Consider the following 26,818-nt stretch of genomic DNA (forward strand, 5'->3'; position numbering starts at 1 on the left):
TTAGGCCGCTTTTGTATGCAGTAGCCGAGTGAGTTTTATCGATAGATCTGTAAATATAATTTTCGAGTTGCCATTGCGTTCCACATGAAAAATGGCCTTTTCCAATTCCTCAACGATCTGCTCAATATTGTTCTCATGAACAAATGGAGCGAATTTGGCTAGGTCAAATTTTTCCATGTGTATCTTTAGGTACACCAGCTCAGTGGCCTGATAGTTTAACAAAAGTGCTTGTCGCATTGCTCTTAAACAGTAGTTCAAAAACTGTTTTTGGACCTCTCTTCCGGTTTTGGCCACTTCGTCGCTCCAAAGAATCAGTTCTTGAATAGCGCCTTTATTTCCTTTGGCTTTAAAAGCGCTCCGCACCCACTGCACAAACCAGCGCTCAAAGACCAAATCTTCCGAATCTTTGTTCAAAAGGTCCAAAGCTTTGTTGAAATTACCATTGGCCTCATGTGCAATGGAGTTAGCTTCACTTTCCGAAACGCCTCGGGCTAAAAGCGCATTGGCAATGGCATTTTCGGCCAGTGGCGGGAAATGTAAAACCTGGCAGCGCGATCTAATGGTGTTTATAATTTGTTCTTCTTCTTCTGCGACCAAAAGCAACACCGTTTTTTCTGGAGGCTCTTCAATCAGTTTTAAAAGTTTGTTGGCGGCCGAGATGTTCATCTTTTCGGCCATCCAAATAACTAAGATTTTATAACCTCCCTCATACGATTTCAAGGAAAGCTTTTTAACAACATCCAAAGCTTCATCCACACCAATTTGCCCCTGCTTTTTTTCAATACCAATATATCTGTACCAATCGAATAGATTCCCGTAGGGCTGTTCGTTAACAAATTGTCTCCAATCCGCAAGATAGTTGTCGCTTACCGCGTGTGATTTTATTTTATCCGAATTAGAAACAGGAAAGGCAAAATGCAGATCTGGATGAGACAGGGAATTGCATTTAGCATTGCAGACCTCGTTTTCTCCTTCATTTTCTCCACCCTTATTGCCGCAAAGCAGATATTGCGCATAAGCTATGGCCATAGGCAAGGTTCCGGTGCCTTCTCTTCCCACGAATAATTGAGCATGGGCGACCCGACCTGATTTTGCTGTGGACACCAAATGGTTTTTGATATGTTCAAGGCCCAAAACATCTTTGAATAGCATATTTCAAAGATACATTTTTTAGGTTCTGATGCATGGAATGCTTTTTTTGTTGTAGCTCTAAAAATATAAGGACCCCAATCAATCTAGAAAGCAGGAAATCTTTACATTTGATCTTGCCATAAAATCAAACAAATGAAGACCATAGACGATTTTAATTTTGAAGATAAAAAAGCACTCATACGAGTTGATTTCAATGTGCCATTGGATGGGGAATTCAATGTTACCGACACGAGCAGAATTGAGGCGGCCACCCCAACTATTTTAAAAGTTTTGGAGGATGGCGGAAGTGCTGTTTTGATGAGCCATTTGGGAAGGCCCAAAGGTCAGGTGAACTCCGACATGTCCTTGTCACATATCTGTGAAAAGGTTTCCGAGATTGTTGGGGTGCAGGTAAAATTTGTGAACGAATGTGTTGGGGATGAAGTGGCCTCTGCCATTTCAGAACTTCAAAGTGGAGAAGTGCTTTTGTTGGAAAACCTACGGTTTCATGCCGAGGAAGAAAAGGGTGAGCAGGGCTTTGCCGAGGCCCTTTCCAAAAATGGGGATATTTATGTAAACGATGCCTTTGGGACCGCACATAGAGCACATGCTTCAACTACCATAGTTGCGAATTATTTTGAAGAGAACAAATGCTTTGGATATTTATTGGCCAAAGAAATAAAGGCGATTGAGAAAGTAATGCGAACTGGCGAAAAGCCGGTGACCGCAATTTTAGGTGGCGCAAAAGTCTCTTCAAAAATTACCATCATAGAAAATATCCTGGACAAAGTTGACAATTTGATTATTGGTGGTGGAATGACCTATACGTTTGTCAAAGCCAATGGCGGACAAGTAGGGGATTCCATTTGTGAAGACGATAAAATGGAATTGGCGTTGGATATTTTAAAGCAGGCTGACGAAAAAGGGGTGAAAATTTATTTGCCAGTTGATGTTTTAGCTGCCGATGCCTTTGACAATAGCGCAAATACCCGATTTGTTGATGTCAATGAGATTCCGGATGGATGGCAAGGCTTGGATGCCGGGCCACAGTCTTTGGAAATCTTCAAAAAGGTGATTCTAGAATCCAAAACCATACTTTGGAATGGACCAGTAGGGGTTTTTGAAATGGAAAACTTTGCCAAGGGAACCATTGCCATCGGAAATTTTATTGATGAGGCAACACAGAGCGGAGCTTTTTCACTTGTGGGTGGCGGCGATTCCGTGGCAGCAGTAAAACAGTTTGGCTTTGAAGACAAAGTAAGTTACGTTTCTACCGGAGGTGGTGCCATGCTCGAAAGTTTGGAAGGGAGAACACTTCCAGGAATTGCTGCAATATTGGGCTAACGTTCACGTTATGAACTAATAGGCAAGGCCCTATTTTAAGAGATGTTTTAGACTGAAAACTTTAATATTTCAGAAAAAAACACCATTTTCGTTTGCCCCAAAACCAAACCTTGTCCAAAATGAACCAAAAATTAAAAATCGCCCTATTGGCGACGCTGTTAGTTTCAACTTCATTCTTATCTGCCCAAGAAGCAGATTCTACGGTCGTAAATCAACAAGAGACAAAAAAGGAATTACTTGCTGCTGTTGATAACGATTCTCTTTCAGCACAATCCATGGAGGATTTAAAAATCGACCTCAATGAAATTGATGGACGACAGATTGTGAAAGCGGCCATGGACAACAAATTCCACCTAAAAGATGTACAACAAGCCAGAGATTACGACAGCCTTTGGCTGAAGGAACTTCATGCCAACGCACAGTTGTTTAGTGAGATGTCGTTAGAGGTTCAAAACCCATCTGCTGAAGAATTAACCGTAGTGGATTTGCCAACGGATACCTTGAAGGCACGTTTGGCGCGAATGGACGAAAAAACGCCTTTCAACATTGCATATAACCCATCTTTGGAACGTGTGATCAAATCTTTTTTGGTTCGAAAAAAGGGTTTGATGCAGCGAATGATTACCTCCAGTCAATTTTATTTTCCGCTCTTTGAGCAAGAACTGGATAACAATGATATCCCGCTCGAGATAAAATATTTGGCTATTGTGGAATCGGCATTAAACCCACGTGCAAGATCTAGGGTCGGTGCAAAAGGACTGTGGCAATTTATGTATGGTACCGGAAAAATGTATGGTTTGGATGTGAGCAGCTATGTTGATGAGAGAAACGATCCAATTTTGGCCACCAAGGCAGCGAGCAAATACCTATCCAAACTCCATGATATTTTTAATGACTGGGATCTGGCTTTGGCGGCATATAATTCTGGACCAGGAAACGTAAACAAAGCCATTCGAAGATCAGGAGGGTATAAAAACTATTGGAACATTAGAAGAAACCTTCCGCGTGAAACTGCTGGCTATCTTCCGGCATTTTTGGCGACCATGTACATTTTTGAATATGCAGAGGAACATGGACTTCAATACAAAAAAGCTGAACGCCCCTATTTTGAAACCGATACCGTTCATGTAAAAAACCTTATTACGTTTGATCAGATATCCAAGCTGGTCGATATAAGTAAAGAGGAATTAGAGTTGCTGAATCCAGCTTACAAGTTGAACATTATTCCGAAGATTAAAGGAAAAACATACACTTTAAGATTACCGATAACCAAAATCGGGAAGTTTGTGAGCAACGAGGAGGCCATTTATGCCTATGCCAAAAAAGAATTGGATTCTTTGGAGAAACCTTTGCCACAATTATCTGTAGCCAAGAACCAGGTAAGATACAAAGTAAGAAGTGGAGATTATTTGGGAAAAATAGCAGAAAGATACGGTGTGGGTGTAAGTCAGATAAAAAGATGGAATGGCCTACGGAGCAATAACCTAAGAATAGGACAGCGCCTTACCATATTCCCCAGAAAGCCGTATATCCCTAAACAAACTATAGCCAAAAAGAACACTTCAAAATCAACTTCGGGCACAATAGCAAGCGGTTCAAAAGTACATACAGTGCAAGAAGGTGATTCACTTTGGACAATTTCTAGAAAATATCCGGGAGTTTCTATTGAGAATTTACGAGAATGGAACGGTCTTAGTAGTAATAACCTAAAACCAGGCACAAAACTGAAATTGTGCGATTGTTCTTCGTAAATTTAAAGCAAGATGAAAAAAACAGGAATACTATACATTGCCATGCTAACATTGGCGATGTTCTCATGCAATAACGGCCCTAAAAAACGATTTCTTCCACCTTCTACTGGGGGAATCAATTCGTTAATGGTTGTGATGGACACCGAATTGTGGAAGAGCGGTGTTGGAGATAAGATTAGGGAACATTTTGCGGCACCAATTCGCGGCCTTCCACAGAGCGAGCCCAAGTTTACGATTACCCAGATTCCGCCACAGGTGTTCAAAGGGGCAACAGCCTACTCCCGATCTGTGCTTTTTGTAGAACAGGATACGCTTTCCTTGGCACACATAAAGACCAATGTATATGCAAAGCCACAAAAAGTAGCGGTTATTAAAGGAGAAACCTATAACGATTTCGCCAATAATATTGATTCTTTGGCGGGGATGGCCATTGCGGCTTTCAAAAAAGTTGAGATTGGAGAAGCGCAAAAGCGATTTACGCGTTCTTTAAATAAGGAAAAAGCCTTTGAAGAAGAGCTTGGAATTAGCTTAAAGGTTCCGTCGCTGTATAAACTTGGAAGACGTGAAAAGAACTTTGTTTGGATGGACATTCAAATTCCGAAAGGCACCATGAACATTTTGGCTTATTCCGTGCCGTGGAATAGCTTTACCAATGATTCCACTTTTGTTACTGATATTATTAAAATGAGGGATTCTATTGGGGAAAAATATATACCAGGCCCATATGAAGGCACTTTTATGATGACTGAAAAGGCGTTTTCGCCCTATATTTATCCGGCGCAGATTGGTGGTAAGAAAGCAGCTGAGGCAAGAGGTGTTTGGGAAATAAACGGATATCCCATGGCAGGTCCGTTTTTGACGTATATCATAAACGACAAGGAAAACAATCGGAAATTGATTCTTGAAGGATTTACCTTTGCCCCCTCCGAAGAAAAGAGGGATTATATGTTCGAACTAGAGGCTATTTTAAAAACCGTAAAGTTCGACTTAGGTTCCTGATTTAATAATAAGCAATACAAAAAAGCCCAGTGGTATCTCCCCAGATGTTCTGGGCTTTTTTGTTCTTTAAATGCTTAAAAAGGAATTGTTAGTCAAATGCAAATCCGGTTGCAATTCTATAAACGAATGCGTAAAGCACAATAAAGAACATTACAAAACTGAACCAGGCAAAGATTTTAAAATATCTTTCTAATAGAAAATGTCCGAGATTTCTGAAACCTTCTAAATAAATTTCTTTTACGAGTAATAGTTTTTTCATAAGTCGAGTTTTAAGATTTAAAGACAAGGCAAAGATTGGGTCAAATATGATGGTCTGAAAAAGAACCAGATGAAAAGCCAAAAATGAATGATGAAAGCCCGCGATAGGTTTAAAACCCTTTAAAACATAACTTTTCATCGGCGAAATGCATAGTAAGAAAAACAGGATATCGAGTAGAACCATCGATAAACAACACGTTTTAAGGAAAGGGGTATAAAAAAAGCCCCGAGATGGGGCTTTTTACTTTAAGTTTTTCGTCACATATTTACGATGATGAACTCTGATCGCCGGTTTTCTTGATGTTTTGTTCTGGAACATCGGACACCGTTGCCGCAATCATTGAGCAATCGTTCTTCGCCGTAACCTATGGCACTTTGAATTCTAACCGGGTCTATTCCCCTGGATATAATATAGTCCCTGGTTGATTTGGCTCGTTTATCAGACAGATATTTATTGTAGGCCTTTTTACCGATGGCGTCCGTATGGGATTCTATTTTTATCACCATATCTGGATATTCCCGCATTACCTCAACAAGTTTATCGAGTTCATCTGCCGCCCGCCTTTTGATATTGTATCGGTCAAAGTCGAAATAAATGGTTTCTGTCTCTAGCTTTTTGACGTTTTTCTCTTCAACAATTATCTCTTCAAGCTTTTTCAATGATTGATTGATACTTACCGTAATATTATTTTTGGTGGAGATTCCAGCCTCATTTTCAAAATAGCCCTTCTTAAAGGTTTTAACCGTGTATTTGGTGAAAGGTTTCAGATTCTTGAAAACAAATGTCCCTTCAGGACTGGTTTTCGATTCGGCGACAATTAGCTTATCCCTATTATACAAGGCTACTGTTGCCTCTGAAATAGCTTCACCGGTAACGTCATCTTCAATGGTAACTGAGATGGCGTTTAAATTTTCTATAAGTTTAAACGAGTAGATATCATCATCTCCTTTTCCACCTTTTCTGTTAGAGGCAAAATATCCTTTCTCTCCATTTTTGTCAATAATATAGGAGAAATCATCTCTGTTACTATTGATGGGTTCGCCCATATTAACAGCAACTCCGAAAACATCCCCTGCATAATCCGCTTGATAAATGTCCAAACCTCCTATTCCCATATTTCGGTCTGAAGAAAAATATAAGGAGTTTTCCGTGATATAAGGAAACATCTCTTTTTTACTGGTATTTACCGTTCTTCCCAAATTCTTTGGTTTGGAAAAACTTCCATTATCAAGTATGTCGACCAAATATATGTCGGTACCCCCATAACCACCTGGGCGATCTGATACGAAATACATTTTTTTGCCATCGGGACTTATAGAAGGATGTCCATTGGAATAGTTTTCACTGTTAAATGGTAGTGAAATAGCCTCGGTCCATTCGCCATCTACAAATTTTGAGCGGTAAATTTTAAGGTGATTGACCCCGTTTTTACCTCTTTTTAGTTTTTTCCCGTAATTGTTTCGCGTAAAATAGATGGTTTTTTGATCTGGCGAAAAGGCTACTGAAGCCTCATGATATTTTGTATTTATTTTTTTGGAGAACTTTTTGGAACTGTTCAGATCTTCTCCCTCGTTATCACTTTTGGCAACGTACAGATCCAAGAAGGGTTGATTGTTCCATCGGTAGCGCCGTGTTGTCAAGAATGAAGAGTCAAGAGCCGAGGCGTAAACGATTTCAGAATCATTATGAAACATAGGTGAAAAATCGGAATACTTTGAATTAATCGCCAGATTTTTAATCTTCACTTGTACTGGACTTTTAAAAGTCACCACATCTTCATCTATACCTTGAAAGGGTTCGTTTCGTTTCTGTCGGAACATTTTTGTAAGCTTGGCGGCGCGACGATACCGTCCGGTTCCCTTTAAGGTATGGGTGTATTTAAAAAAGCGATCTGCTGTAATTTCATCTGTAAATAGCTCATAGAGTTCATGATACCATTTGTATGATTTTTCAAGATTTCCGCTGTAGTAGTGTGAATCACCAGCTTTGGAAAGAAGTATAAACGTGTGTTTTTCAGTGCTTTTTTCAAGTACAATGTCATAAACACGTGCTGCTTCGGCAAACCACATTTTGTCATAGTACCCATCCGCCATCTTGATAAGCTTGGCTGTAATGCCCTTTTTCTTCATAAATCGGGCAAGCGCACGATTGCTCAATCCATCCAATTGCTTCATAAATGGCGTCTGCAAGGGCATGCCATTGTCCGCAGAGGCAACCTCTTTTGTATACAGCTCGTCGTCTTCAAACTGTAAAAGAGATAACTCCTGGGATTTTAGCCCAAAAGAACCTAGAAGAATTAGGATTAGAATGAGGTTTTTCATAATCTTTCCATCACACCAAAAAATCGTGGTGATTGATAAAAGCAACGAACATCGCAAAAGTGACGTAAGTCTCAACCGCTAAAATAAAATATGGTAATAGCGTGAATAACTTTTTGTTGTGAATGAAGTGATTTACGGCGTGTAGGCGTAAAATATGTGGTTTTTTATCGATGACCCCTTTAGATACGGGGCATTGATTGCGTAAGAAAAACCTTTATAAAAGAATGGAATTAGGAATCAGACTCCTTGCCGCTCTCCAATTTTTCATCTTCTTTGGAGGCGTCCTTAAATTCTTTGATGCCACTACCCAAGCCCCTCATGAGTTCAGGAATTTTTTTGCCTCCGAATAGCAAAAGAACCACTAAAACAATCAGTACAATTTGCCAAGGACCGAGCATACCGAGAAAAAAAGTTTGAGCAATCATAACATCTACACCTTTAAATGAGAGGTAAAATTACGAAAAAGAACTGTAAGCCCCCTTATCATTAACGAAAATTAGTATTTCCTTGTTATTATAGGGTAGAAAAGGTCTGTTGAAGCATTTTAAAAAGCTTAACAACTTAAATTAAAATCAAGGGTTATCTTTGTCCATTATGGCACGGGACAAGAAAAAGAGAAAAGAGATCAAACGCAAGCTGCTGCATAAGTATCGGCTTGTAATATTAAATGAAAGCACTTTTGAGGAAAAAATATCCTTTAAGTTAAGTAGACTGAATGTTTTTGTGACCGGAACACTTTTTATAATTGTCTTAATAGGCCTTACCACCCTAATAATTGCATTTACTCCCTTAAGGGAGTATATCCCAGGATATTCCTCTACCCGTTTGAAGAGACAGGCCACCGAATTGACCTATAAAACGGATTCTTTGGTTACTGTTCTTAACTATACCAATCGGTATTTAGATAATGTAAGATTGGTTCTACGAGGAGATATAGAAAATAATGAGGTAAACCGGGATTCCCTGTTTGAAAAATACAAGTTGGACCCTTCAACGGTTGATTTGACACCAATCCGTGAAGATTTGTTGCTTCGAGAGGAAGTTGAACTTGAAGATAAGTACAATTTATTTGAACGGGATGTTGAAAATGTGGGAACATTGTTGTTTTCACCAGTCAGTGGGACATTGTCGCAGCGATATGACCCAGAAAACAAACATTATGCAGTGGACGTGGTCGCTCCAAAGGACACTCCGGTCAAATCGATAGCCGATGGAACAGTACTTTTTTCTGAATGGACCGCAGAAACAGGATACGTTATCATTATTGAGCACCAAGACAATAATTTAACCTCAGTTTACAAGCATAATGGATCATTGAGCAAAACTCAAGGCGATTTGGTAAAGGCGGGTGAAATTATTGCATCCATTGGAAATACAGGTGAACTGACCACAGGGCCGCATTTACATTTTGAACTTTGGAGAAAAGGGAAACCAGCAAACCCTTTGAACTATATTGATTTCAACTAAATGTCGTTAAAAGTATTTGCGGCAAAGCTCTTTGCCAGACACATTTTCAAGAAAACAGCTAAATGGGCCAACAACCCTACTAGCACTCAGCAAAATATATTTCAACACCTTATCGATTCAGCCAAACATACCAAATTTGGACAGGACCATAATTTTCAAGAGATTAAAAACCATAACGACTTTATCCAGAAAGTTCCTGTTAGGGATTATGAAGAGCTAAAAAGCTACGTGCAACAAATTATTGATGGAAAAGATGATGTTCTCTGGCCAGGGAAGCCTATTTATTTTGCCAAAACCTCTGGTACTACCTCCGGCGCTAAATATATTCCGATCACCAAAGAATCCATAAAACACCAGGTTGAGGCATCTAGGAATGCGATCCTGTCCTATATTCATGAGACAGGGAATGCGGATTTTGTGGATGGAAAGATGATCTTTCTGCAAGGCAGCCCTATTCTAGAAGAAAAAAACGGCATCAAATTAGGTCGTCTTTCAGGAATCTCAGCCCATTACATCCCCAGTTACCTACAGAAAAATAGACTGCCCAGCTGGGAAACCAATTGCATTGAGGATTGGGAAACCAAGGTGGACAAGATCATAGAGGAAACAGAAAATGAAGATATGACGGTGATTGCCGGAATACCTTCATGGGTTCAAATGTATTTTGAAAAACTTAACTCCAAATCAGGCAAAAAGGTTGGAGAACTCTTCAAAAACTTTCAATTATTCATTTATGGAGGAGTGAATTACGAACCCTATCGGGCTAAATTCGAGGACTTAATGGGAAAAAGAGTGGATAGTATCGAACTTTTCCCTGCTAGCGAAGGGTTTTTTGCATATCAAGACTCCCAAAAGGAAGAAGGGATGCTTTTGCTCTTGAATTCCGGAATTTTCTATGAGTTCATAAAGGCCGATAAGTTTTTTGGGGAAAACCCTAAGCGATTGACCATTGCCGAAGTGGAACTGAATGTGGATTATGCACTTATAGTTTCTACAGATGCAGGGCTATGGGCCTACAATATTGGGGATACCGTTCGGTTTGTTTCTCTAAACCCCTACCGCGTGGTGGTTTCGGGAAGGATAAAACACTTTATATCCGCTTTTGGTGAGCACGTAATTGCCAAAGAGGTTGAAGAAGCGATAAAAGTGGCCATCGAAAGCGCGGACGCTGTGGTAAACGAGTTCACCGTAGCCCCACAGACCTCTCCGCAAAATGACGAGCTACCTTATCATGAATGGTTCATCGAGTTTGAAAAGCCCCCTACGGATTTGTCGAAGTTCTCCAAAGTCATGGAAGAAAGCATGAAAAAGCAGAACAGTTATTATTTCGATTTAATTGAAGGAAATATATTGCAGCCCCTTAAAATCACTAAAATTAAAACAGGTGGATTTCAGGATTACATGAAGGCCATTGGCAAATTGGGAGGTCAAAACAAGGTGCAAAGGCTGTCTAATGATCGGAAGGTGGCTGACGGGTTGGCCACATTTCAACTTTAGTTAATAAACAACTATGCCACTTTAGTAGGAATTCATGTATTTTTGCCAGAACTATTTATGGCAACCAAAGTAAAACAGACTACACGGGCACAAGAGTCCACCAATGCCATTGAGCGCATGTACATTACCATGAGGCACCTGCTCAATCGTGGATTCTATAAACCTTCGGGGGTTTCCGGGAATGCCTTACGAAATGCCCTATTATTGCTCCGACCTGAAATTTATGGCTCTATTGCAGAGGAAAAGGCCGAACTGAATGGACTAATATATGTATTGGAAAGACTTCCAAAAGGCATCGAGGAGTGCAGGTTTATCAATCTTACTTCGGACGAGGGCTTCTCCAAATCCCATTTAAAGGCCATTGTTCCACCCAAACGAAGAAGAAATTGCTACCGGATTGACGATGAGCAAATGAACATTGAAATAACTAGAGGTCGTAGCGACATCTATGACATTTTAACCCACCTAACTTTTTTGTTTATCGAATCAGGGAAAATCAGCAAAAGGGTATTGGTCGAAGACGGAACGGCTACCATTCGTGACTGGGATAAACTGGCAGATTTTGTGAAGAACGAAGAAAAGGAAGAATCCGAAAGGGAAATTGCCATGATTCATACGGCCAATATTTTGGGCAGAACATATGATGAGGTGATGGACCTGCACAACAGCCTTAAAACCAAGCAAGATCCAGACCGTTTTTTGAACGTGATTTATTGGTTGGGCAAATTGGCCATTGAAGAAGAAACAACAGGAAACAAACGGACAATTACATTTAGTCCGTTGCTACGCGAAAGATTGGGTCACCATATCCATGGTGAGCGGTGGTCGGATATGATAAAGGAAACCTTGAACAAGAAAAATTTGCTGCACAGGCCAATCCATATCATTAGTGCCAATATGCATAGCGTTATGAATTCGTTGTTCGCCAAAAAAGCCCTTGCAAAGGAATTTCCGGATACCGAGTCTTTAGATATTTATGAAGCCTTGAGCTCTTCGGGCAATAAAGATTTACGAAAGAAGGTTATGGACATCGGCTCAAAAAATGGAATGATTTTCATTGATGACGCTTCCGGCGCGAATATCGATGTGCAGATTTTTGACTCCGCCAAGTTTGGAGAAGACACCTGTTGCTATGCCCTGCCGGAAAATATTTCGGATGATGAGAAACCCGTCATCTTCGTTATGGATTATGCTTTTGGCGAGCAAGCCTATGAAACCATAGACGAGATGTTAAAACCAATAGAGGAAAAGGGCCGAAAACAATTTCTGAACGTAGATTCCATATCCATAATGGGTAAAGCAGGAATTTTGGAAGGAGGAAAAGGAGATTTAATGATTCCTTCAGCACATATATTTGAAGGTACAGCGGATAATTATCCATTTATAAACGAACTTTGCGCAGCAGATTTTGAAGGTTATGGATTAAAAGTGTTGGAAGGCACCATGGTTACTGTCTTGGGAACATCATTGCAGAACAAGGACATACTCCGATTTTTTCATGAATCTACATGGAACGTCATCGGGTTGGAAATGGAAGGGGTGCACTACCAAAAAGCAATCCAATCCGCATCAAAAGTTAGAAAGAGTATCAATAAAGAAGTAAAAGTGCGATATGCATATTACGCATCGGACAACCCATTGGAAACAGGAAGTACCTTAGCTTCTGGAGGACTGGGAACCACTGGTGTAAAACCCACGTATTTAATTACAGACAGGATTTTAAAACAAATATTTAACGTATAGATATGGCAGAGCAACCATCAAACCAGAATAACTCGGATGAGATTGATTTGGGGCAATTGTTTCAACTTATTGGAAAAGGGTTCAATAAAATGGGCGTTACTTTCTTGCGCTTGTTCTTATATTTAAAGAAGAACGCTTTCATATTAGTTGGGCTTATAATTGTAGGGTTTGCTATAGGATATGGACTTAACAAGATTACAACCAAGAAAAAGAAAATAGAAGTAATTGTAAAACCTAATTTGGATAGTGAAAACTACTTGTATGATGTAGTTGAACAAATTAACAATAATATTAAATCTAAGGACACATTGTTTTTTGAAAGCATAGGGATTCCAATATCGAATTTAGCACAGTTTAAAGTTTCGGTTGAACCCATAGAGCAAGAAAGAGACAAAAAGGGAGATTTAGAATATCTCGAACTTCTTGAAAAGTTTCAGGACAATGGTCAATTTTCAGATGTTATTAGAGTAGAGTTATTGAGCAGGAGTGCAATCAATCACAGAATCACCTTTTTTTATAAAAACTCATCTGAAGGACAAGTTTTTGCCCCAAAAGCTATGGCATATATCAACTCAAACTCCTATTATGAAGAGCTGGTTGAAATATCTAAAGAGAATGCTATTGAAAAAATCAAAGAGAATGAAACATTAATCAATCAGATTGACGGATTGATTAATGCGTATTCACAAAACTTGGCTAAGAATAACAGCTCAAATATTGATGGACGCATTGTATTAGAGGGAAATGAAAAAATGGATGTTACCGGTCTTTTTCGGCTAAAGAACTCTCTTATTCTTGATATGGAAAGAAAAAAATTGGAAATCAAAGAGCAGGATGAACCCTTGAGTATTGTAAATTTTGGAAACGCACAGGAGGTCAAAACCTCCTTTTTTGGAAAAACAATTGTTTTAGTTCCTGTGATTTTAGTTATTGTATTTTTCCTAGGGTCTTTTTTGAAGTATATCAATAAAATGACTGAAAGAATTTTGAACTAATATTATTTTTCAACAGAACACACTACATTTCGTTTTTTGAAAGGATATAAGAAAAAATTGTAAATAGATTATCGAGGTAACCATGACATTTAAAGGAAAATCAATACTTATAACAGGAGGAACGGGCTCTTTAGGGAAAGCCCTAACCAAACACATATTAAAAAACCATATTGGAATTGAAAGGTTAGTCATTTATTCAAGAGATGAGCAAAAACAATTCCAAATGGCTCAGGAATTTCCTCACAAAAAATACCCTCAGATTCAATTTTTCATTGGAGATGTCAGAGATAAGGATAGACTGTTGAGTGGATTAAAGGGTGTAGATTATGTGATTCATGCTGCAGCCATGAAACATGTGCATTTAGCAGAGTATAATCCAGAAGAATGTGTAAAAACCAATATTGGGGGAGCTCAGAATGTTGTTTCTGCTTGTTTGGAATCAAATGTTCAAAGGGTAGTCGCTTTGTCAACTGATAAAGCCTGTGCTCCTATAAATTTATATGGTGCTACGAAACTTACCTCTGATAAACTTTTTATTGCGGCGAATAACTTAAAGGGAAATAACCCTATTGTTTTTTCTGTTGTCCGCTACGGAAACGTTATGGGCTCCAATGGTTCTGTTATACCATTTTTTATAAAGAAGCGTAAGGAAGGTGTTTTACCCATAACTGATTCAAACATGACACGCTTCAACATATCTTTGCAAGGGGGAGTTGATATGGTTATGTATGCCCTTCAGCATGCATGGGGAGGAGAACTTTTTGTGCCAAAAATCCCATCCTATAAAATTCTGGATATAGCGGAAGCTATTGCTCCAGAATGTGAGAAGTCAATTGTTGGGATACGTCCAGGAGAAAAAATCCATGAAGAGATGATTTCCACGTCTGACTCTTTTTACACCTATGATTTAGGAAAATATTATGTCGTTTTGCCGGCTATGCATAAATGGAATTTGAAAGAGTTCATAAACAAATTTAATGCACATAAAGTTACGGAAGGGTTCAAATACAATTCTGGGGAAAACGACACATGGGAAACAGTCGAAAATCTAAGGAGACTGATTAAGGAACATGTAGATTCAAGCTTTGAAGTATAATTAAAAACATGTGAAAATCTTTAAAATATTATGGATAATATAGTTACACCAATAGCGCACTAAATGGTTAAGGATAAAAAGAAAGTTTTAATTTTTGGTGTTTCAGGAATGGCAGGTCACATGATTTACCACCATATGACTACTCTTGACAGCTATGAGGTTTATGGCACTTCATTTAGAACACCGATGGATGACAACACAATTCTTTTGGACGTTTCAAATTTTGAGGAAGTCAAAAATTTAATAGACAGAATTGGACCCAATATTATCATAAATGCGGTTGGTGTTTTGATACGAGGGGCGAAAGAGGATTCTGCCAATGCGATACTAATTAATGGTTATTTTCCCCATTTTCTTCAAATACTTTGTAGAAAGCAAGGATGCAAACTTGTTCACATTAGTACAGACTGCGTTTTTTCTGGAAATATTGGACAATATGTTGAAAGTTCATTCAGGGATGCGGACGATATTTATGGCAGGTCTAAGGCGTTAGGTGAAATTGAAAATGGGACCGATGTAACCATAAGAACATCTATCATTGGACCTGAACTTAAAGAAACGGGAGAAGGCCTGTTTCATTGGTTTATGTCACAAGCTGGTCAGATTAATGGATTTGATAATATGTTCTGGGGTGGCGTTACCACTTTAGAATTAGCTAAAAATATTGATTTGATTATAGAGAAAGATATTGTTGGAATTTTTCATTTAACGAATAGCAAAAAAATATCCAAATACGAATTACTTAAACTTTTTAAAGAGATTTGGGAAAGAAAACAAGTGAGTATTAACAAGATTCAAAGTATTGCTAAGGATAAGAGTATGGTGAACACAAGAATAGATGAACATGTAATGGAAAAGAGTTATGAAGTAATGTTGATACAGCTTAAAGAGTTCATGGACTCTAACAATGACTTCTATGGCTACGGGAAACGATATAATTAATTAGAAAATTAACGAATAAAACTTTAAATTTTTATGCGCAGGATTATTTGGGTGATAGATCAACTGTTGAGAGCACTTAGATTGGATTGGATAAAGGCATTCCTACCAAAAAAGGGCTATTTATATACTACTGGATGGATAAAAAGTACTGTTTCAAAAAAGCCAATTGATAGAAGCAGAAAACCGATACCTTGGTTAACCTATTCTTTTTTGGAATTCTTGGAACCCAGGCTAAAAAAAGACATGAAAGTTTTTGAATATGGGTCGGGCAACTCTACGTTATGGTTTTCTTCAAGGGTTGAAAGTGTCAATTCCGTTGAACACAATCAAAGTTGGCATGATTATATAAAATCATCTTTTCCTGGAAATGTAAAGCTGACCCTAAGAAAATATCCTGATGAAAATATTGATTTTCATGAAAGAGCGTTTCTTCCTTTCAGTCGTGAATCCGATTATTCTAAATATATAATGGAAACAGATATTGTTTATGACATCATTGTAGTAGATGGCATAGACAGAAACAATTCTATTAAATACGCACTGGAAAGAGCAAGTAACTCCGGGGTTATTATTGTGGATAATCTTGAATATGAAAAAGAATTTTCTGAAGGAGTACAATATCTTTACGAAAACGGATTTAAACTTATTCCTTTTTGGGGTCTTTCCCCTGGAGTGCATCATAAAACATGCACAGGCGTTTTCTACAAATTGAATAATTGTTTAGGGATTTAACAATAGATAAGCACCAAAGGGGAACTGCACTATCTCCTATAAGTTTAATATGTCTCAGATAAATAAAAATATATTGGCCAATGTTTTGGGCAGGGGATGGAGCATGTTCTCTGTCTTTATTTTTATTCCAATTTATATTTCAATTCTTGGGGTTAAAATGTATGGGATAATTAGTTTTTATGCCATACTTCAAGGTGTTATTATTTTTGTTGATGCTGGATTGACAGCTACTTTAAGACGAGAATTGGCAAAAGGGGATGATTCCAATGAAAGCAGAAAAAGCAAGTACAAGATTCTCAGATCTATTGAATTCCTTTATTTCCTGATTATAACTGCTTTGATTCTATGTGTCTTTTTTAGTGCAGAATTCATAGTTGGTAAGTGGTTAAATATTGAAGATCTCGATTTGGTAGCCACAACAAGAAGCATTCAAATAATGGGCATTGCCTTAGGGTTAAATTTTTTTTCCACCCTTTATCAAGGTGGGTTGTTAGGACTGGAAAAACAGGTTGCATCGAATACGCTTCAAGTGCTATGGGGTGTGTTGAAAAATGGGGGTGTAATTTTGGCTGTATTGTTCATAGGGAAAACCCTTATAGTTTTCTTTTTATGGCAAGCGGCCTGTAATTTGGTTTATGTTATAGTTTTAAGACGAATTCTTTTTGGAATTTTAAAGAAGAAAGAACCAATGGTATGGTTGCTATCTAAAGATCTATTGATTCTAAGGAAAGTATGGAAATATGCAACAGGGATGTTAATCATTTCAATAATATCTGCCATAAATAATCAATTTGATAAGTTTTTCATAAGTAGTACTTTTTCCGTTTCAGAATTAGCGATTTATACGGTGTCGTATTCCTTGGCTATGGTTCCAATAGTTATTTCAACCCCTATTGCAATAGCTGTGTTCCCCAGGTTTGTGAAATACCACTCTAAATCCCAAAACGAAAAGTTGTATGAACTGTTTAATAATTCGTTTGTGCTAACACTTCTTTTAACAGCTTCAGCAGGCATCTCATTAGCATTGAATTCTTCCGAATTTCTACTTCTATGGACACAGAACACCAAAATCTCAATGTTAGCCGCTTTACCTGCAGCGTTATTGTTGATTGGTCAAACGTTGTTATCATTTCAAGTTATACCCTTTAATCTTTCAATAGCAATAGGTGATACTAAAACGATTATTAAAACTGGAACTTGTGGAATTGTATTATTTATACCATTGGTCATTGTTTTAACAAAATACTATGGCATCGCGGGAGCAGCGGCATCATGGTTGTTAAACAGCCTTATTATTACACCGGCTTTAATAGTCTTAATCGTGAAAAAAGCCACAGACTTTTCTCTTAGAACCTGGATTCTTATGAATTTTGTTAAACCGTTACTCTTTATTTCTGTGGGCAACTTCTTTTTTTACTTGATTAAGCCAGAACTAGATTCAAATCCCATCTTTGGGATATTATATGTAATAGTTAGTTCATTGATAATTTTTTTGTTTTCCTTTAAGCTAATGTTCAGGATAAAAGTAAAGAACACCATAAAATTTATAAAAAATGAACTATTTGCTTAGTGTTATTATCCCGACAAAGAATAGATACAATACCCTTCTTCCATTATTGGAATATTTGCTCACAATTGATTCAAATAGCATTGAGATTTTAGTTCAGGACAACAGTGACGATAATAAAAAAATGCTCAAGTTTCTGTCCCATAACAAAGTGACAAGACTCTCATATTACCACAGCGAGGAAGCATTGTCGCAGACCGGCAATTCTGATAGGGCAGTTTTAAATTCAAAAGGTGAATATATTTGTTTCATTGGAGACGATGATGGTGTTATGCCCTATATCGTCGATGTTGTGAAATGGATGAAAAAAAAAGCAATTGAATCGATTAAGGGCTACAAACCATTTTATGTTTGGCCGGGATTACCAACTTCAATTTTAGACCCTAAAATGACCACTGGTAATTTAAAATATAGGGAATTTGGATATAGTGTAAAAAAACACAGCACAAAAAAAGGGCTAGAGTATTTGTTAAATAAAGGGGGAACTAATATTGATTTTTTGCCATGTCTTTATCATGGGATTACTTCGAGAAGGGCGCTTGACAAAATATATGCAAAAGCAGGTTCATTTTTTCCTGGCCCTAGTCCAGATATGGCAAATGCGACCGCTCTCTGTATATACCTGGATGAATACACTTATGTAGATTTTCCGGTGGTTGTCAGCGGCAGATCATTAAGCAGCATTGCAGGACAGGGAGTATTGCACAAACATATTTCAAAAATTGAAGATGTTACGCATTTACCCAAAAACACAGCGGAATATTGGGAAGAAAGAATACCACGATATTGGACCGGAGAAACCATTTGGGCAGAATCTGCCATTAAAGCGTTAAGAGCAAATGGTTTTGAAGACAAAATTGACACGTTCAATTTCACTTATATGTATGCCAAAATACATGTCTTTCATTTCAAGTTAAGAACAAAGATATTCGAGAATTTTCCTTTTAAAGTGTATAAAACATCTTTTTATTTTTCATTTGCATCTCAATTTTATGTAAGATTTTATCGCCTTTTCAAGGCAAGGATATTGAAGAAGGGCACAATTGTTCAACAAAATGTTAAGGATATTGGACAGGCGATAACAGTCCTAAATGATAAGGTTGAGAAAACCAAATTACCTTTCTAAGAATAGGATTTATTTTGCTTCCAAGCCGTAAAGAAAATATTTGATGAACCTTTTATTCAAAATAAAGCATTATTTACTATTGTACTTTAATCGAAAACTTAATTATGAAGTTCATAATAGCAAAGATTTCGGAATTAAATACTGGGTTAGCGGATACTCAAAAAACATTGAAACTGGTAAATGGGATGTTGAAAATGGAATTCCATTGGGCTTGTATACAAAGAAACTTAAAGCACCCTTAGCACAGCGAGTTCATGTTTCTGGATTGTGTGAATACTGCTTTGCATTGATAGAACAAGGGAAGAAAGAGAAAGTAAAGACTGTTGTTGATTTTCTTGAAGTCAACATTACCACAGGCACGATTCTTAAAAGTAATTTGGCATATAGTTATTGGAAAACATATAACGAGAACTCCTCCAAAGAATATTATGTACATGGAATGGGGCAAGGTCAAATTTTATCTCTTTTGACGCGATATAGCCTAAACTACAAAAATGAGAACTTGCCAGATTTAATTTTGAAAGTTTCAAATTCTTATTTGGTAGATTTCATCAACAAGAACGGTTTTGTTTATGTTGACAGAGAACATATTTTCTTAGAGGAGTATCCAAAAAGTCAAAATTTAATGAAACACGTTCTCAATGGATGGATTTATTCTATATTGGGCCTATATGATTATCTTAAGTATGTTGAGCTCACAGGGATTAGTGACCCAGCAATCGAAAAGAAAAGAGATATTTACAATAGAACGTTGAAAACTCTAGCAATTAAATTAAAGGAATATGATTTAGGCTTTTGGTCATTGTATAACTTACCAAAGAGTTACAAGAATATTTGCAGTATCCATTATCAAGAACAACATATTGCGCTACTTGAAGCTCTGTATTTGTTGACCCAGGATGAAGTCTTTAAACGATATAGTCAAAAATTTAAAAAACAATACAGGAACACCCTATTTAGAATATATTCACTTTTTATTAAAGTGTTTATTTCCAACATTCTTAAATATAAAAGAATATATAGAAGATAGAAATGTTTCTTCTTAGTTCAGTGGAATATGAGATTTACAATTGAACATCACCGTATTCAAAATTTACTTCTTTGGTTATTGGTTATTTCAGGAGCAATAAAACCTTTTCTTTCCTATTATCAAATAAAACCTGACATAACACTACTTATTCTTATTGGAATAATAACAGATGTTGTATTTATTCTTTTAAGCGGGATTCGAATTACCGTCGAAAAAGTAAAAGTACTCTTCATTTTTCTCATAATTTGTTTTGTTATCTTATCTTATATATCCTTGATATACTCTCCTTCAATTAACTATGGTAGGGAAAAAGCTGCTTTTATCCTAATTCCCATTATTGGATTTCTGTATCCCTGTGTTATGAAAAAAATTGATTTAAAGCTGTTATTCAAGGTAATTATATATATTATAATCCCAATAAGCTTATGGTTCATTGTGTTTAAATTTTTACTTTATAACGATGGGGGCTTTTTGAACCAATTTATCAATCGCCAAAGTTTTTTAGAGTATCGGCAAGATTATCTTAACCTAGGTTATTTGCTAGGAATTTTAGTTTTATTGGCCAATGAATATTCTAAAAAAAATGTCTTAACTATTGCAATTGGTTGTTTTTTGATGCTTGGCTTGGGCTCCAGGGGAGCTTTGCTGTTTGCTGGGTTGAGTATTATTGTTGTAAACTTCAAACAACTTGCAGCGAGACTACATAATTTTAAATTCAAAAAGCGATTTTTGAGACAACTGTTTGCTTATGGCTTACCTATATTGGCTGTTTTAATTGTTTTTTGGAACAAAATTAGTTCTTATTCAAATTATGGAATTTCACGATTTATATCATTGATTAAATTCGGTGATGACAATTCTTCAATGGATCGATTATTGCAATATGAATTTGCCTTACAAAAAATTGTATCGCCTAAAGGGTTTATTATAGGTCATGGTCTTGGAAGCTGGGGCATTATTTACAACGGGGTTGATGGAAAAGCATACCCTCACAATGTTTTTCTTGAAGTGTGGTTTGAACTAGGACTTTTTGGTTTCGCAATCCTAGCTTTTATTTTTTTAACAGTTTTTTACTTGAAGAGAAATAACACTATCCGGCTAATTGCATTATTTGCCCTTCTAAACGCACTAAAGTCTTCAAGTTTTGCTTACGACAGAAATCTTTTCATTTTATTTGGTGTTTTGATTTTTGCAAGCGATAAAATTATGAAGCCGAAGAACGTAAAAACAACAAAATATTAGATTAATCGATAGCTTTAAAAATGGCCACATCAATTATACATATTAGTACCGTTCATTACAGGTTCGATGTTAGAATTATGTATAAATATTGCCTGACTTTATCTGATGATGATGATTATGACGTTAGTTTGGCCATAGCCGATGGGAAAGGATCGGTTAGGTATAACAATTTGACTATATTAGATTTAGGCCAACTCCCTAAAGGAAGGTTAGGTAGATTTGTTGTCGGAAATTATCGAGTGTTCAAGCAACTGGTAACAAAAAAGTACCACTTGTACCACTTTCATGACCCAGAGTTAATGCTAGTGGCCTTTTTTTTCAGAATGTTGGGGAAAAGAATTGTCTTCGACATGCACGAGAATTTCCCTCTTCAAATTCTTACAAAAACTTACATGCCTGTTTTAGCAAAAAAAACCTTAAGCACAATTGCGAAAAAATCACAGCAGCTGATATTTGGATTTATCCCTGTAATTTTTGCTGAAAATTCATACCATAGACACTTTCCAAAGACTTGTCTCCATACAACCATTTTAAATTTTCCTTTGTTACGAATGGTAGACAAGATTAAAGGTGAAAAACGAGATAAATTTACGCTTGGTTATATGGGGGGTGTAAATATTGAAAGGGGAACTATAATTATATTACGAGCTATACAGGAACTAGTCAAAAAAGGACATGATATCGAGGTTGTTTTTATTGGACCTTATAATGAGGAAATAACGTCTACAGAAATCTATCAAGACTCAATTAAGGAGGGGTGGGCCACCTTTTTTGGAAGATTAAAACCTGAGGAAGGGTGGTCAAAAATGGCTGAGTGTAATGCAGGACTTGCTGTTCTTCAAAATTCTCCAAACTATATTGAATCATACCCTACTAAACTATTTGAATATATGCTTCTTGAGCTTCCGACAATAGTTTCTAACTTTCCATTGTATAGACAAATAGTTGAAGAATGTAATTGTGGCATTGCCGTGGAACCTTCATCGGTAAATGAAGTTTGCAATGCTATTTTGACACTTTATACAAGTCCAAAGATGTGTTTGGAAATGGGGAAAAGAGGAAAATCCAAAGCTGCGGAAAAATATAGTTGGGAATCCGAATATTCAAAGCTAAAGAAATTTTATTCCAAAGTACTATTAACCAGCTAATTAAAATTCTAAAAAAGCTTAAATAATATCGAGATTATTTTGTTGTTGAAAAAGCTGTTAATCATTAATTCCAATATTTAGATTTGAAGTTGTTTAGTTCAAAAAAAGTTTTGGTAAAATCTTTAGAGAAATACAGTTTGTTGTTATTTCCATTTACTCTACCCCTACCCCTACCTTTAATAATTAAAAGCTTTGCATTGGCGATTTTTCTTATAGGTTTAATCCTTGGAATAAAATGGAGCAAACAAAGCATCATGTCACTGATGTCACAACCTTTAATTTTGGTTTCTATTTTACTTTTCCTCCTGGACCCTATATTAAGCATACTAAGAAGTGACCCAATATATATGAACGATGTAAGGTTATCATTTCTTCTTATACCAGTTTTTTTCTTTTTTGGCAAGGACATTATTACGAAGCATAAGTCTAAAATATTAAAGGCATTTGTTGTTGGTGTCTTTTCTTATTTACTATTCGCGCTTGTATTTGTATGTTTTTTCTATTTGAAAAATAGTTCACAGTATACTCTTGAGTTGGATTATTATCTTAAATATGTACTCTATCACCATCTACCAGGGGCTATTCATCATACATATTTAGGAATATTTATGATATTTACTGCCCTTTTGTTGCTTACATCAAGTGGCTATAATCGAAAAACAACAATTGCTGGAGTTTTGTCAATATTCTTTCTAATATTTTTTTTAGGGAGTAAGTTTAGTATTTTGGTTTTTTTTATAACTCTTGCGACCACAATTGCATATCTTTTAAGGCGCTTTCCGTTTTGGAGAGCGCTGGTACTACTGAGCTACTTCATTTTGTTTAGCATAATAGTTTTGGCACTGTTTTTTAAAACCGATTTATTTAGGACTTTATCAAATAGTATTAGAAACAGGATTCATTTGTATAAAAGCTCTTTCTTCGAAATAAAGGAAAACTTCTTTGTTGGTGTGGGCAATTATAATATTAAGAACGTATTGTCCAAATATTCTATTGATAGTAACCTCGCTATGGACACGCATAACTTGTTTATCCAAGAATTCTTAGCAAATGGTGTTTTTGGTCTTTTAACAGTGTTAGGATTTATGTTTCTTCTATTTAAGAAAGCAAAAAACGACTATATCTTTTTCATGTTTACACTTGTGTTTTTGCTAATTGGGATGGTGGAACATGTTTTGAATCTGCAACTTGGTGTTACTTTTTTCGTTTTTTTTTCGTTTCTATTCTTTTATTCAAATAAAACTGAGAGAACCATATCATGAATGATAAAGTTTCAATAATAACGCCAATCTATAATTCAGAAAAGTTTTTAGAACAATGTATTGTTTCTGTAATCTGCCAAACATATGAAGAATGGGAACATATATTAGTAGATGATTGTTCCAGTGATAACAGCAAGTTTATTGTGATGAAATTTGCCAGCAAAGATAAAAGGATCAAATATCTTAGTCTAGATGTCAATTCAGGAGCTGGTATAGCTAGAAACAAAGGAATTGAAAAGGCAACTGGAGGGTTTATAGCCTTTCTGGATAGCGATGATCAATGGTATCCTGATAAATTAGCAAAACAATTGGATTTCATGAGAGAAAATGACTATTATTTTACTTTTACTAATTATGATTTGGTGAATGAAGAGGGAAAAAAATTACCCAAAATAATAAAATGTAAGCCTAAAGTTTCTTATAATAGTGCCCTGTTCAAAAACCCGATTGGTTGTCTTACAGTAATATTCAATGTGGGTTTTTATGGCAAAGAGTTTATGCCCACTATTCGCAAACGTCAAGATTATGCACTGTGGCTAAAGTTGCTCAAAAAATCCAATGGTTATGGTCTGAATGAATGCCTAGCCAGTTATCGAATAGGCAACAAATCAATATCAGCTAATAAATTGGGTTTATTGAAATATGAATGGAAAATTTATCGGGAAATAGAAGGACTTCCATGGTACAAATCGCTATTTTACTTGCTTTCTGCCATTGTGATAAAATTGAAAAGCTATTTTTAATTACTATGAAAATTCAATAAGATGGCAAGACGGTCAATTTTAAACTCATTAGAGCGAAAATCTATTTTATTGATGGGAGACCTTTTAATTATCGTTTCATCAATAAATCTATTTGTTAACCATGCAATAGATAAAGAGTTTATAACTTTTGGCTTAAAAATATTTGTTTTCTCCTTTGGCATACTCATTTATCTTGGGCTTTCCTATATACTGGATTTTTATAATTTGGAGAAAGTAGCTAGACGACGTTATATTTTGTCGCAGTCAGTATATATTTCTACAATCTTCGTATTTCTGATTTTTGTGCTTACAGTCTTTGTATATGATGTGAGCTTTTGGAGAATACCTCTTTTTTCATTTCTTATTTTGACACCAATTGAGATTTGGCTTTGGAGGTTATTTTTTGGAAATGTATTTAGAATAATTCCCACTGTCAAAAAAGTGTTTTACGTATATGATGCAAACGGAGAAGAAAGTTTACGCGAGAACATTGATTATATAAATGGAGAAAGCACAAATACGTTCTACAAGGTTAAACTTACATATGCAATGAACAAGGACGGCTTATCTATTGACAAAAAAACGTTCAATGAAGCTGTGGAAAAAGTCGACACGTGGATTTTAAATGTTAAAGATTATAATCAGGTACCTAAAAAACTTGAAAATTTATTGCTTGAGTCTATTCTAAAAGGGAAAGAAATACTGTCTTACACATCATTTTACGAAAATATTTATGAAGCAATGCCCATTCGATCTCATTATCATAGCTTCTATGAACTGCTACAACTTAAGAATAAGAAAATAAGATACTTGCAGGTTGTATTTAGCTTTATGGTAAATTTTATACTATCTTTTTTTATCGGAATTATTTTCTTTCTAGTATGCCCAGTGGTTTGGATTTTCAATATTTTTCTTAATAGAGGACCTCTTTTTTACACCCAGCTTAGAGTTGGACAATATGGAAGGGAATTCAAAATCTATAAATTTAGGTCAATGGTTATAGATGCTGAAAAAACTGGAGCTAAAATGGCTTCTAAAGATGATGCTAGAATAACTCCTTTTGGAAGGGTTTTAAGAACATTTAGGATAGATGAACTTCCCCAAATTTTATCCGTAATCCAAGGAAATATGACTTTCATAGGACCTAGACCTGAACGCAAGGTATTTGTTGAACAACTAGACGGAATGATGCCATTTTATAGCATTCGCCACCTGTATAAGCCCGGAATTACAGGTTGGGCTCAAGTCAAATATAAGTATGGCGAAGACTTACAAGACTCTATAAAAAAGCTTGAATATGATTTATATTACATAAAGAATAAATCTATTACCTTGGATTTAAGAATTATCTTTAAAACAATAACAACGGTACTTTTTTCTAGAGGAGTTTAAATTTGAAAAAAACATTAATAACAGGCGCAGCAGGCTTCCTTGGCTCACACCTTTGTGATCGATTTATCGCAGAGGGACAACATGTTATTGCCATGGACAACCTTATTACAGGCGACCTAAAAAACATAAATCATCTATTCCCTTTAGAACGATTTGAATTTCACCACCACGATGTATCAACCTTTGTTCATTTAGAGGGTGATTTGGACTATATTCTGCATTTTGCCTCACCCGCAAGCCCTATTGACTATCTAAAGATTCCAATTGAAACCTTAAAAGTGGGCTCACTTGGAACACTTAACTTATTGGGATTGGCAAAGGAAAAGAATGCTCGAATTCTTGTTGCATCCACCTCTGAAGTATATGGTGACCCGTTGGTTCATCCACAGAATGAAGAGTACTACGGCAACGTTAGCCCTATTGGTCCACGAGGAGTGTATGATGAGGCTAAAAGGTTTATGGAATCCATTACCATGGCCTATCACCGACATCATGGATTGGATACGCGTATCGTTCGGATTTTCAACACTTATGGCTCTCGCATGCGGTTGAATGATGGGCGTGTTGTACCTGCATTTATGGGTCAAGCACTTCGTGGAGAGGATTTAACTGTGTTCGGAGATGGCTCCCAAACCCGTTCCTTCACCTATATCGATGATCAAGTGGAAGGGATTTATCGCTTGTTAATGAGCGATTATGTAGAGCCCATCAATATTGGAAATCCTGATGAGACCACTATTTTGGAATTTGCTGAGGAAATCATTAAACTTACCGGAACAGACCAAAAAATTATCTTTAAACCGTTACCGGTAGATGATCCACTACAACGTCAGCCAGATATTTCGAGAGCCAAAGAAATTCTTGATTGGGAGCCTAAAGTGCATCGTTCCGAAGGCCTGAAAAAGGTATATGAATATTTCAAATCCCTTTCTCCTGAAGAACTACATGAAAAAGAGCATCGTGATTTCTCACGCCTAAATGGCAAATAAGTGCTGATATCTGGCATCTGATATCTGAATTGAACTATTTTT

At 36.5% G+C, this 26,818-nt stretch carries 23 protein-coding genes; 19 read left to right on the forward strand and 4 right to left on the reverse strand.

Annotated features, from left to right (window positions below; all coding sequences use genetic code 11):
* Positions 1 to 1,152 (reverse strand): ATP-binding protein, encoded by a 1,152-nt coding sequence (locus IAG46_RS11075; RefSeq protein WP_190810417.1) that lies wholly within the window; start codon positions 1,150 to 1,152, stop codon positions 1 to 3.
* Between the two features lie 132 nt (positions 1,153 to 1,284).
* Here IAG46_RS11075 and pgk point away from each other — a divergent pair, with 132 nt between their 5' ends.
* From pgk to IAG46_RS11090, 3 genes are all read left to right on the forward strand, one after another.
* On the forward strand, positions 1,285 to 2,475 hold the full coding sequence (gene pgk / locus IAG46_RS11080; protein ID WP_190810418.1) for a phosphoglycerate kinase: 1,191 nt from the start codon (positions 1,285 to 1,287) through the stop codon (positions 2,473 to 2,475).
* Positions 2,476 to 2,594: 119 nt separating this feature from the next.
* The gene (locus IAG46_RS11085) at positions 2,595 to 4,226 is read left to right on the forward strand and encodes a lytic transglycosylase domain-containing protein (protein WP_190810419.1); all 1,632 of its coding nucleotides are present in this window, start codon (positions 2,595 to 2,597) and stop codon (positions 4,224 to 4,226) included.
* A 12-nt stretch (positions 4,227 to 4,238) separates the two neighbouring features.
* Entirely contained in the window at positions 4,239 to 5,225 is a 987-nt protein-coding gene (locus tag IAG46_RS11090) for a DUF4837 family protein (RefSeq protein ID WP_190810420.1), read from the forward strand.
* A gap of 88 nt (positions 5,226 to 5,313) precedes the next feature.
* On the opposite strand, the gene IAG46_RS11095 is transcribed toward IAG46_RS11090, so the two are convergent.
* The 3 genes from IAG46_RS11095 to tatA form a co-directional block, all read right to left on the reverse strand.
* Positions 5,314 to 5,484, reverse strand: coding sequence for a DUF6747 family protein (locus tag IAG46_RS11095; RefSeq protein ID WP_190810421.1), 171 nt, complete (start codon positions 5,482 to 5,484; stop codon positions 5,314 to 5,316).
* A gap of 257 nt (positions 5,485 to 5,741) precedes the next feature.
* The gene (locus IAG46_RS11100; protein WP_190810422.1) at positions 5,742 to 7,805 is read right to left on the reverse strand and encodes an OmpA family protein; all 2,064 of its coding nucleotides are present in this window, start codon (positions 7,803 to 7,805) and stop codon (positions 5,742 to 5,744) included.
* Positions 7,806 to 8,035: 230 nt separating this feature from the next.
* Positions 8,036 to 8,230, reverse strand: a complete 195-nt coding sequence (gene tatA, locus IAG46_RS11105) for a twin-arginine translocase TatA/TatE family subunit (RefSeq protein ID WP_305069276.1) — start codon at positions 8,228 to 8,230, stop codon at positions 8,036 to 8,038.
* Between the two features lie 169 nt (positions 8,231 to 8,399).
* Between tatA and IAG46_RS11110 the strand changes: the two genes are divergently transcribed.
* The 16 genes from IAG46_RS11110 to IAG46_RS11185 all read left to right on the forward strand — a co-directional run bounded on the left by IAG46_RS11110 (position 8,400) and on the right by IAG46_RS11185 (position 26,776).
* Positions 8,400 to 9,272 carry a M23 family metallopeptidase gene (locus IAG46_RS11110; protein WP_190810424.1) on the forward strand — a complete coding sequence of 291 codons (873 nt, stop codon included), beginning with the start codon at positions 8,400 to 8,402 and terminating at the stop codon, positions 9,270 to 9,272.
* Complete coding sequence (locus tag IAG46_RS11115) at positions 9,273 to 10,769, forward strand: GH3 auxin-responsive promoter family protein (RefSeq protein WP_190810425.1); 1,497 nt, start codon at positions 9,273 to 9,275, stop codon at positions 10,767 to 10,769.
* A 57-nt stretch (positions 10,770 to 10,826) separates the two neighbouring features.
* Positions 10,827 to 12,512 carry a hypothetical protein gene (locus IAG46_RS11120; RefSeq protein ID WP_190810426.1) on the forward strand — a complete coding sequence of 562 codons (1,686 nt, stop codon included), beginning with the start codon at positions 10,827 to 10,829 and terminating at the stop codon, positions 12,510 to 12,512.
* A 2-nt stretch (positions 12,513 to 12,514) separates the two neighbouring features.
* Positions 12,515 to 13,507 (forward strand): hypothetical protein, encoded by a 993-nt coding sequence (locus tag IAG46_RS11125; protein ID WP_190810427.1) that lies wholly within the window; start codon positions 12,515 to 12,517, stop codon positions 13,505 to 13,507.
* 82 nt (positions 13,508 to 13,589) lie between these two features.
* The gene (gene pseB / locus IAG46_RS11130; protein ID WP_190810428.1) at positions 13,590 to 14,603 is read left to right on the forward strand and encodes a UDP-N-acetylglucosamine 4,6-dehydratase (inverting); all 1,014 of its coding nucleotides are present in this window, start codon (positions 13,590 to 13,592) and stop codon (positions 14,601 to 14,603) included.
* 63 nt (positions 14,604 to 14,666) lie between these two features.
* Positions 14,667 to 15,545 carry an SDR family oxidoreductase gene (locus IAG46_RS11135; RefSeq protein WP_190810429.1) on the forward strand — a complete coding sequence of 293 codons (879 nt, stop codon included), beginning with the start codon at positions 14,667 to 14,669 and terminating at the stop codon, positions 15,543 to 15,545.
* A 33-nt stretch (positions 15,546 to 15,578) separates the two neighbouring features.
* Complete coding sequence (locus IAG46_RS11140; RefSeq protein WP_190810430.1) at positions 15,579 to 16,277, forward strand: FkbM family methyltransferase; 699 nt, start codon at positions 15,579 to 15,581, stop codon at positions 16,275 to 16,277.
* A gap of 49 nt (positions 16,278 to 16,326) precedes the next feature.
* Positions 16,327 to 17,847, forward strand: coding sequence for an oligosaccharide flippase family protein (locus tag IAG46_RS11145; RefSeq protein WP_190810431.1), 1,521 nt, complete (start codon positions 16,327 to 16,329; stop codon positions 17,845 to 17,847).
* Positions 17,831 to 18,970 carry a glycosyltransferase gene (locus IAG46_RS11150; RefSeq protein WP_190810432.1) on the forward strand — a complete coding sequence of 380 codons (1,140 nt, stop codon included), beginning with the start codon at positions 17,831 to 17,833 and terminating at the stop codon, positions 18,968 to 18,970. Before IAG46_RS11145 ends, IAG46_RS11150 begins: the two co-directional genes overlap by 17 nt.
* Before the next feature lie 43 nt (positions 18,971 to 19,013).
* Positions 19,014 to 20,000, forward strand: a complete 987-nt coding sequence (locus tag IAG46_RS11155) for a D-glucuronyl C5-epimerase family protein (protein ID WP_190810433.1) — start codon at positions 19,014 to 19,016, stop codon at positions 19,998 to 20,000.
* 27 nt (positions 20,001 to 20,027) lie between these two features.
* Positions 20,028 to 21,242, forward strand: a complete 1,215-nt coding sequence (locus IAG46_RS11160; RefSeq protein WP_190810434.1) for an O-antigen ligase — start codon at positions 20,028 to 20,030, stop codon at positions 21,240 to 21,242.
* A 272-nt stretch (positions 21,243 to 21,514) separates the two neighbouring features.
* Entirely contained in the window at positions 21,515 to 22,390 is an 876-nt protein-coding gene (locus IAG46_RS11165; RefSeq protein WP_223826656.1) for a glycosyltransferase, read from the forward strand.
* 608 nt (positions 22,391 to 22,998) lie between these two features.
* Positions 22,999 to 23,652 carry an O-antigen ligase family protein gene (locus IAG46_RS17845; RefSeq protein WP_223826698.1) on the forward strand — a complete coding sequence of 218 codons (654 nt, stop codon included), beginning with the start codon at positions 22,999 to 23,001 and terminating at the stop codon, positions 23,650 to 23,652.
* Complete coding sequence (locus tag IAG46_RS11175) at positions 23,649 to 24,395, forward strand: glycosyltransferase family 2 protein (RefSeq protein ID WP_190810437.1); 747 nt, start codon at positions 23,649 to 23,651, stop codon at positions 24,393 to 24,395. The genes IAG46_RS17845 and IAG46_RS11175 overlap by 4 nt, the downstream gene beginning before the upstream one ends.
* 21 nt (positions 24,396 to 24,416) lie before the next feature.
* Entirely contained in the window at positions 24,417 to 25,787 is a 1,371-nt protein-coding gene (locus IAG46_RS11180; RefSeq protein ID WP_190810438.1) for a sugar transferase, read from the forward strand.
* A 2-nt stretch (positions 25,788 to 25,789) separates the two neighbouring features.
* Positions 25,790 to 26,776, forward strand: a complete 987-nt coding sequence (locus IAG46_RS11185) for a UDP-glucuronic acid decarboxylase family protein (protein ID WP_190810439.1) — start codon at positions 25,790 to 25,792, stop codon at positions 26,774 to 26,776.
* Positions 26,777 to 26,818: the final 42 nt, after the last annotated feature.

This window comes from Flagellimonas sp. S3867, from assembly GCF_014698935.1.
Classification (GTDB): Bacteria; Bacteroidota; Bacteroidia; order Flavobacteriales; family Flavobacteriaceae; genus Flagellimonas.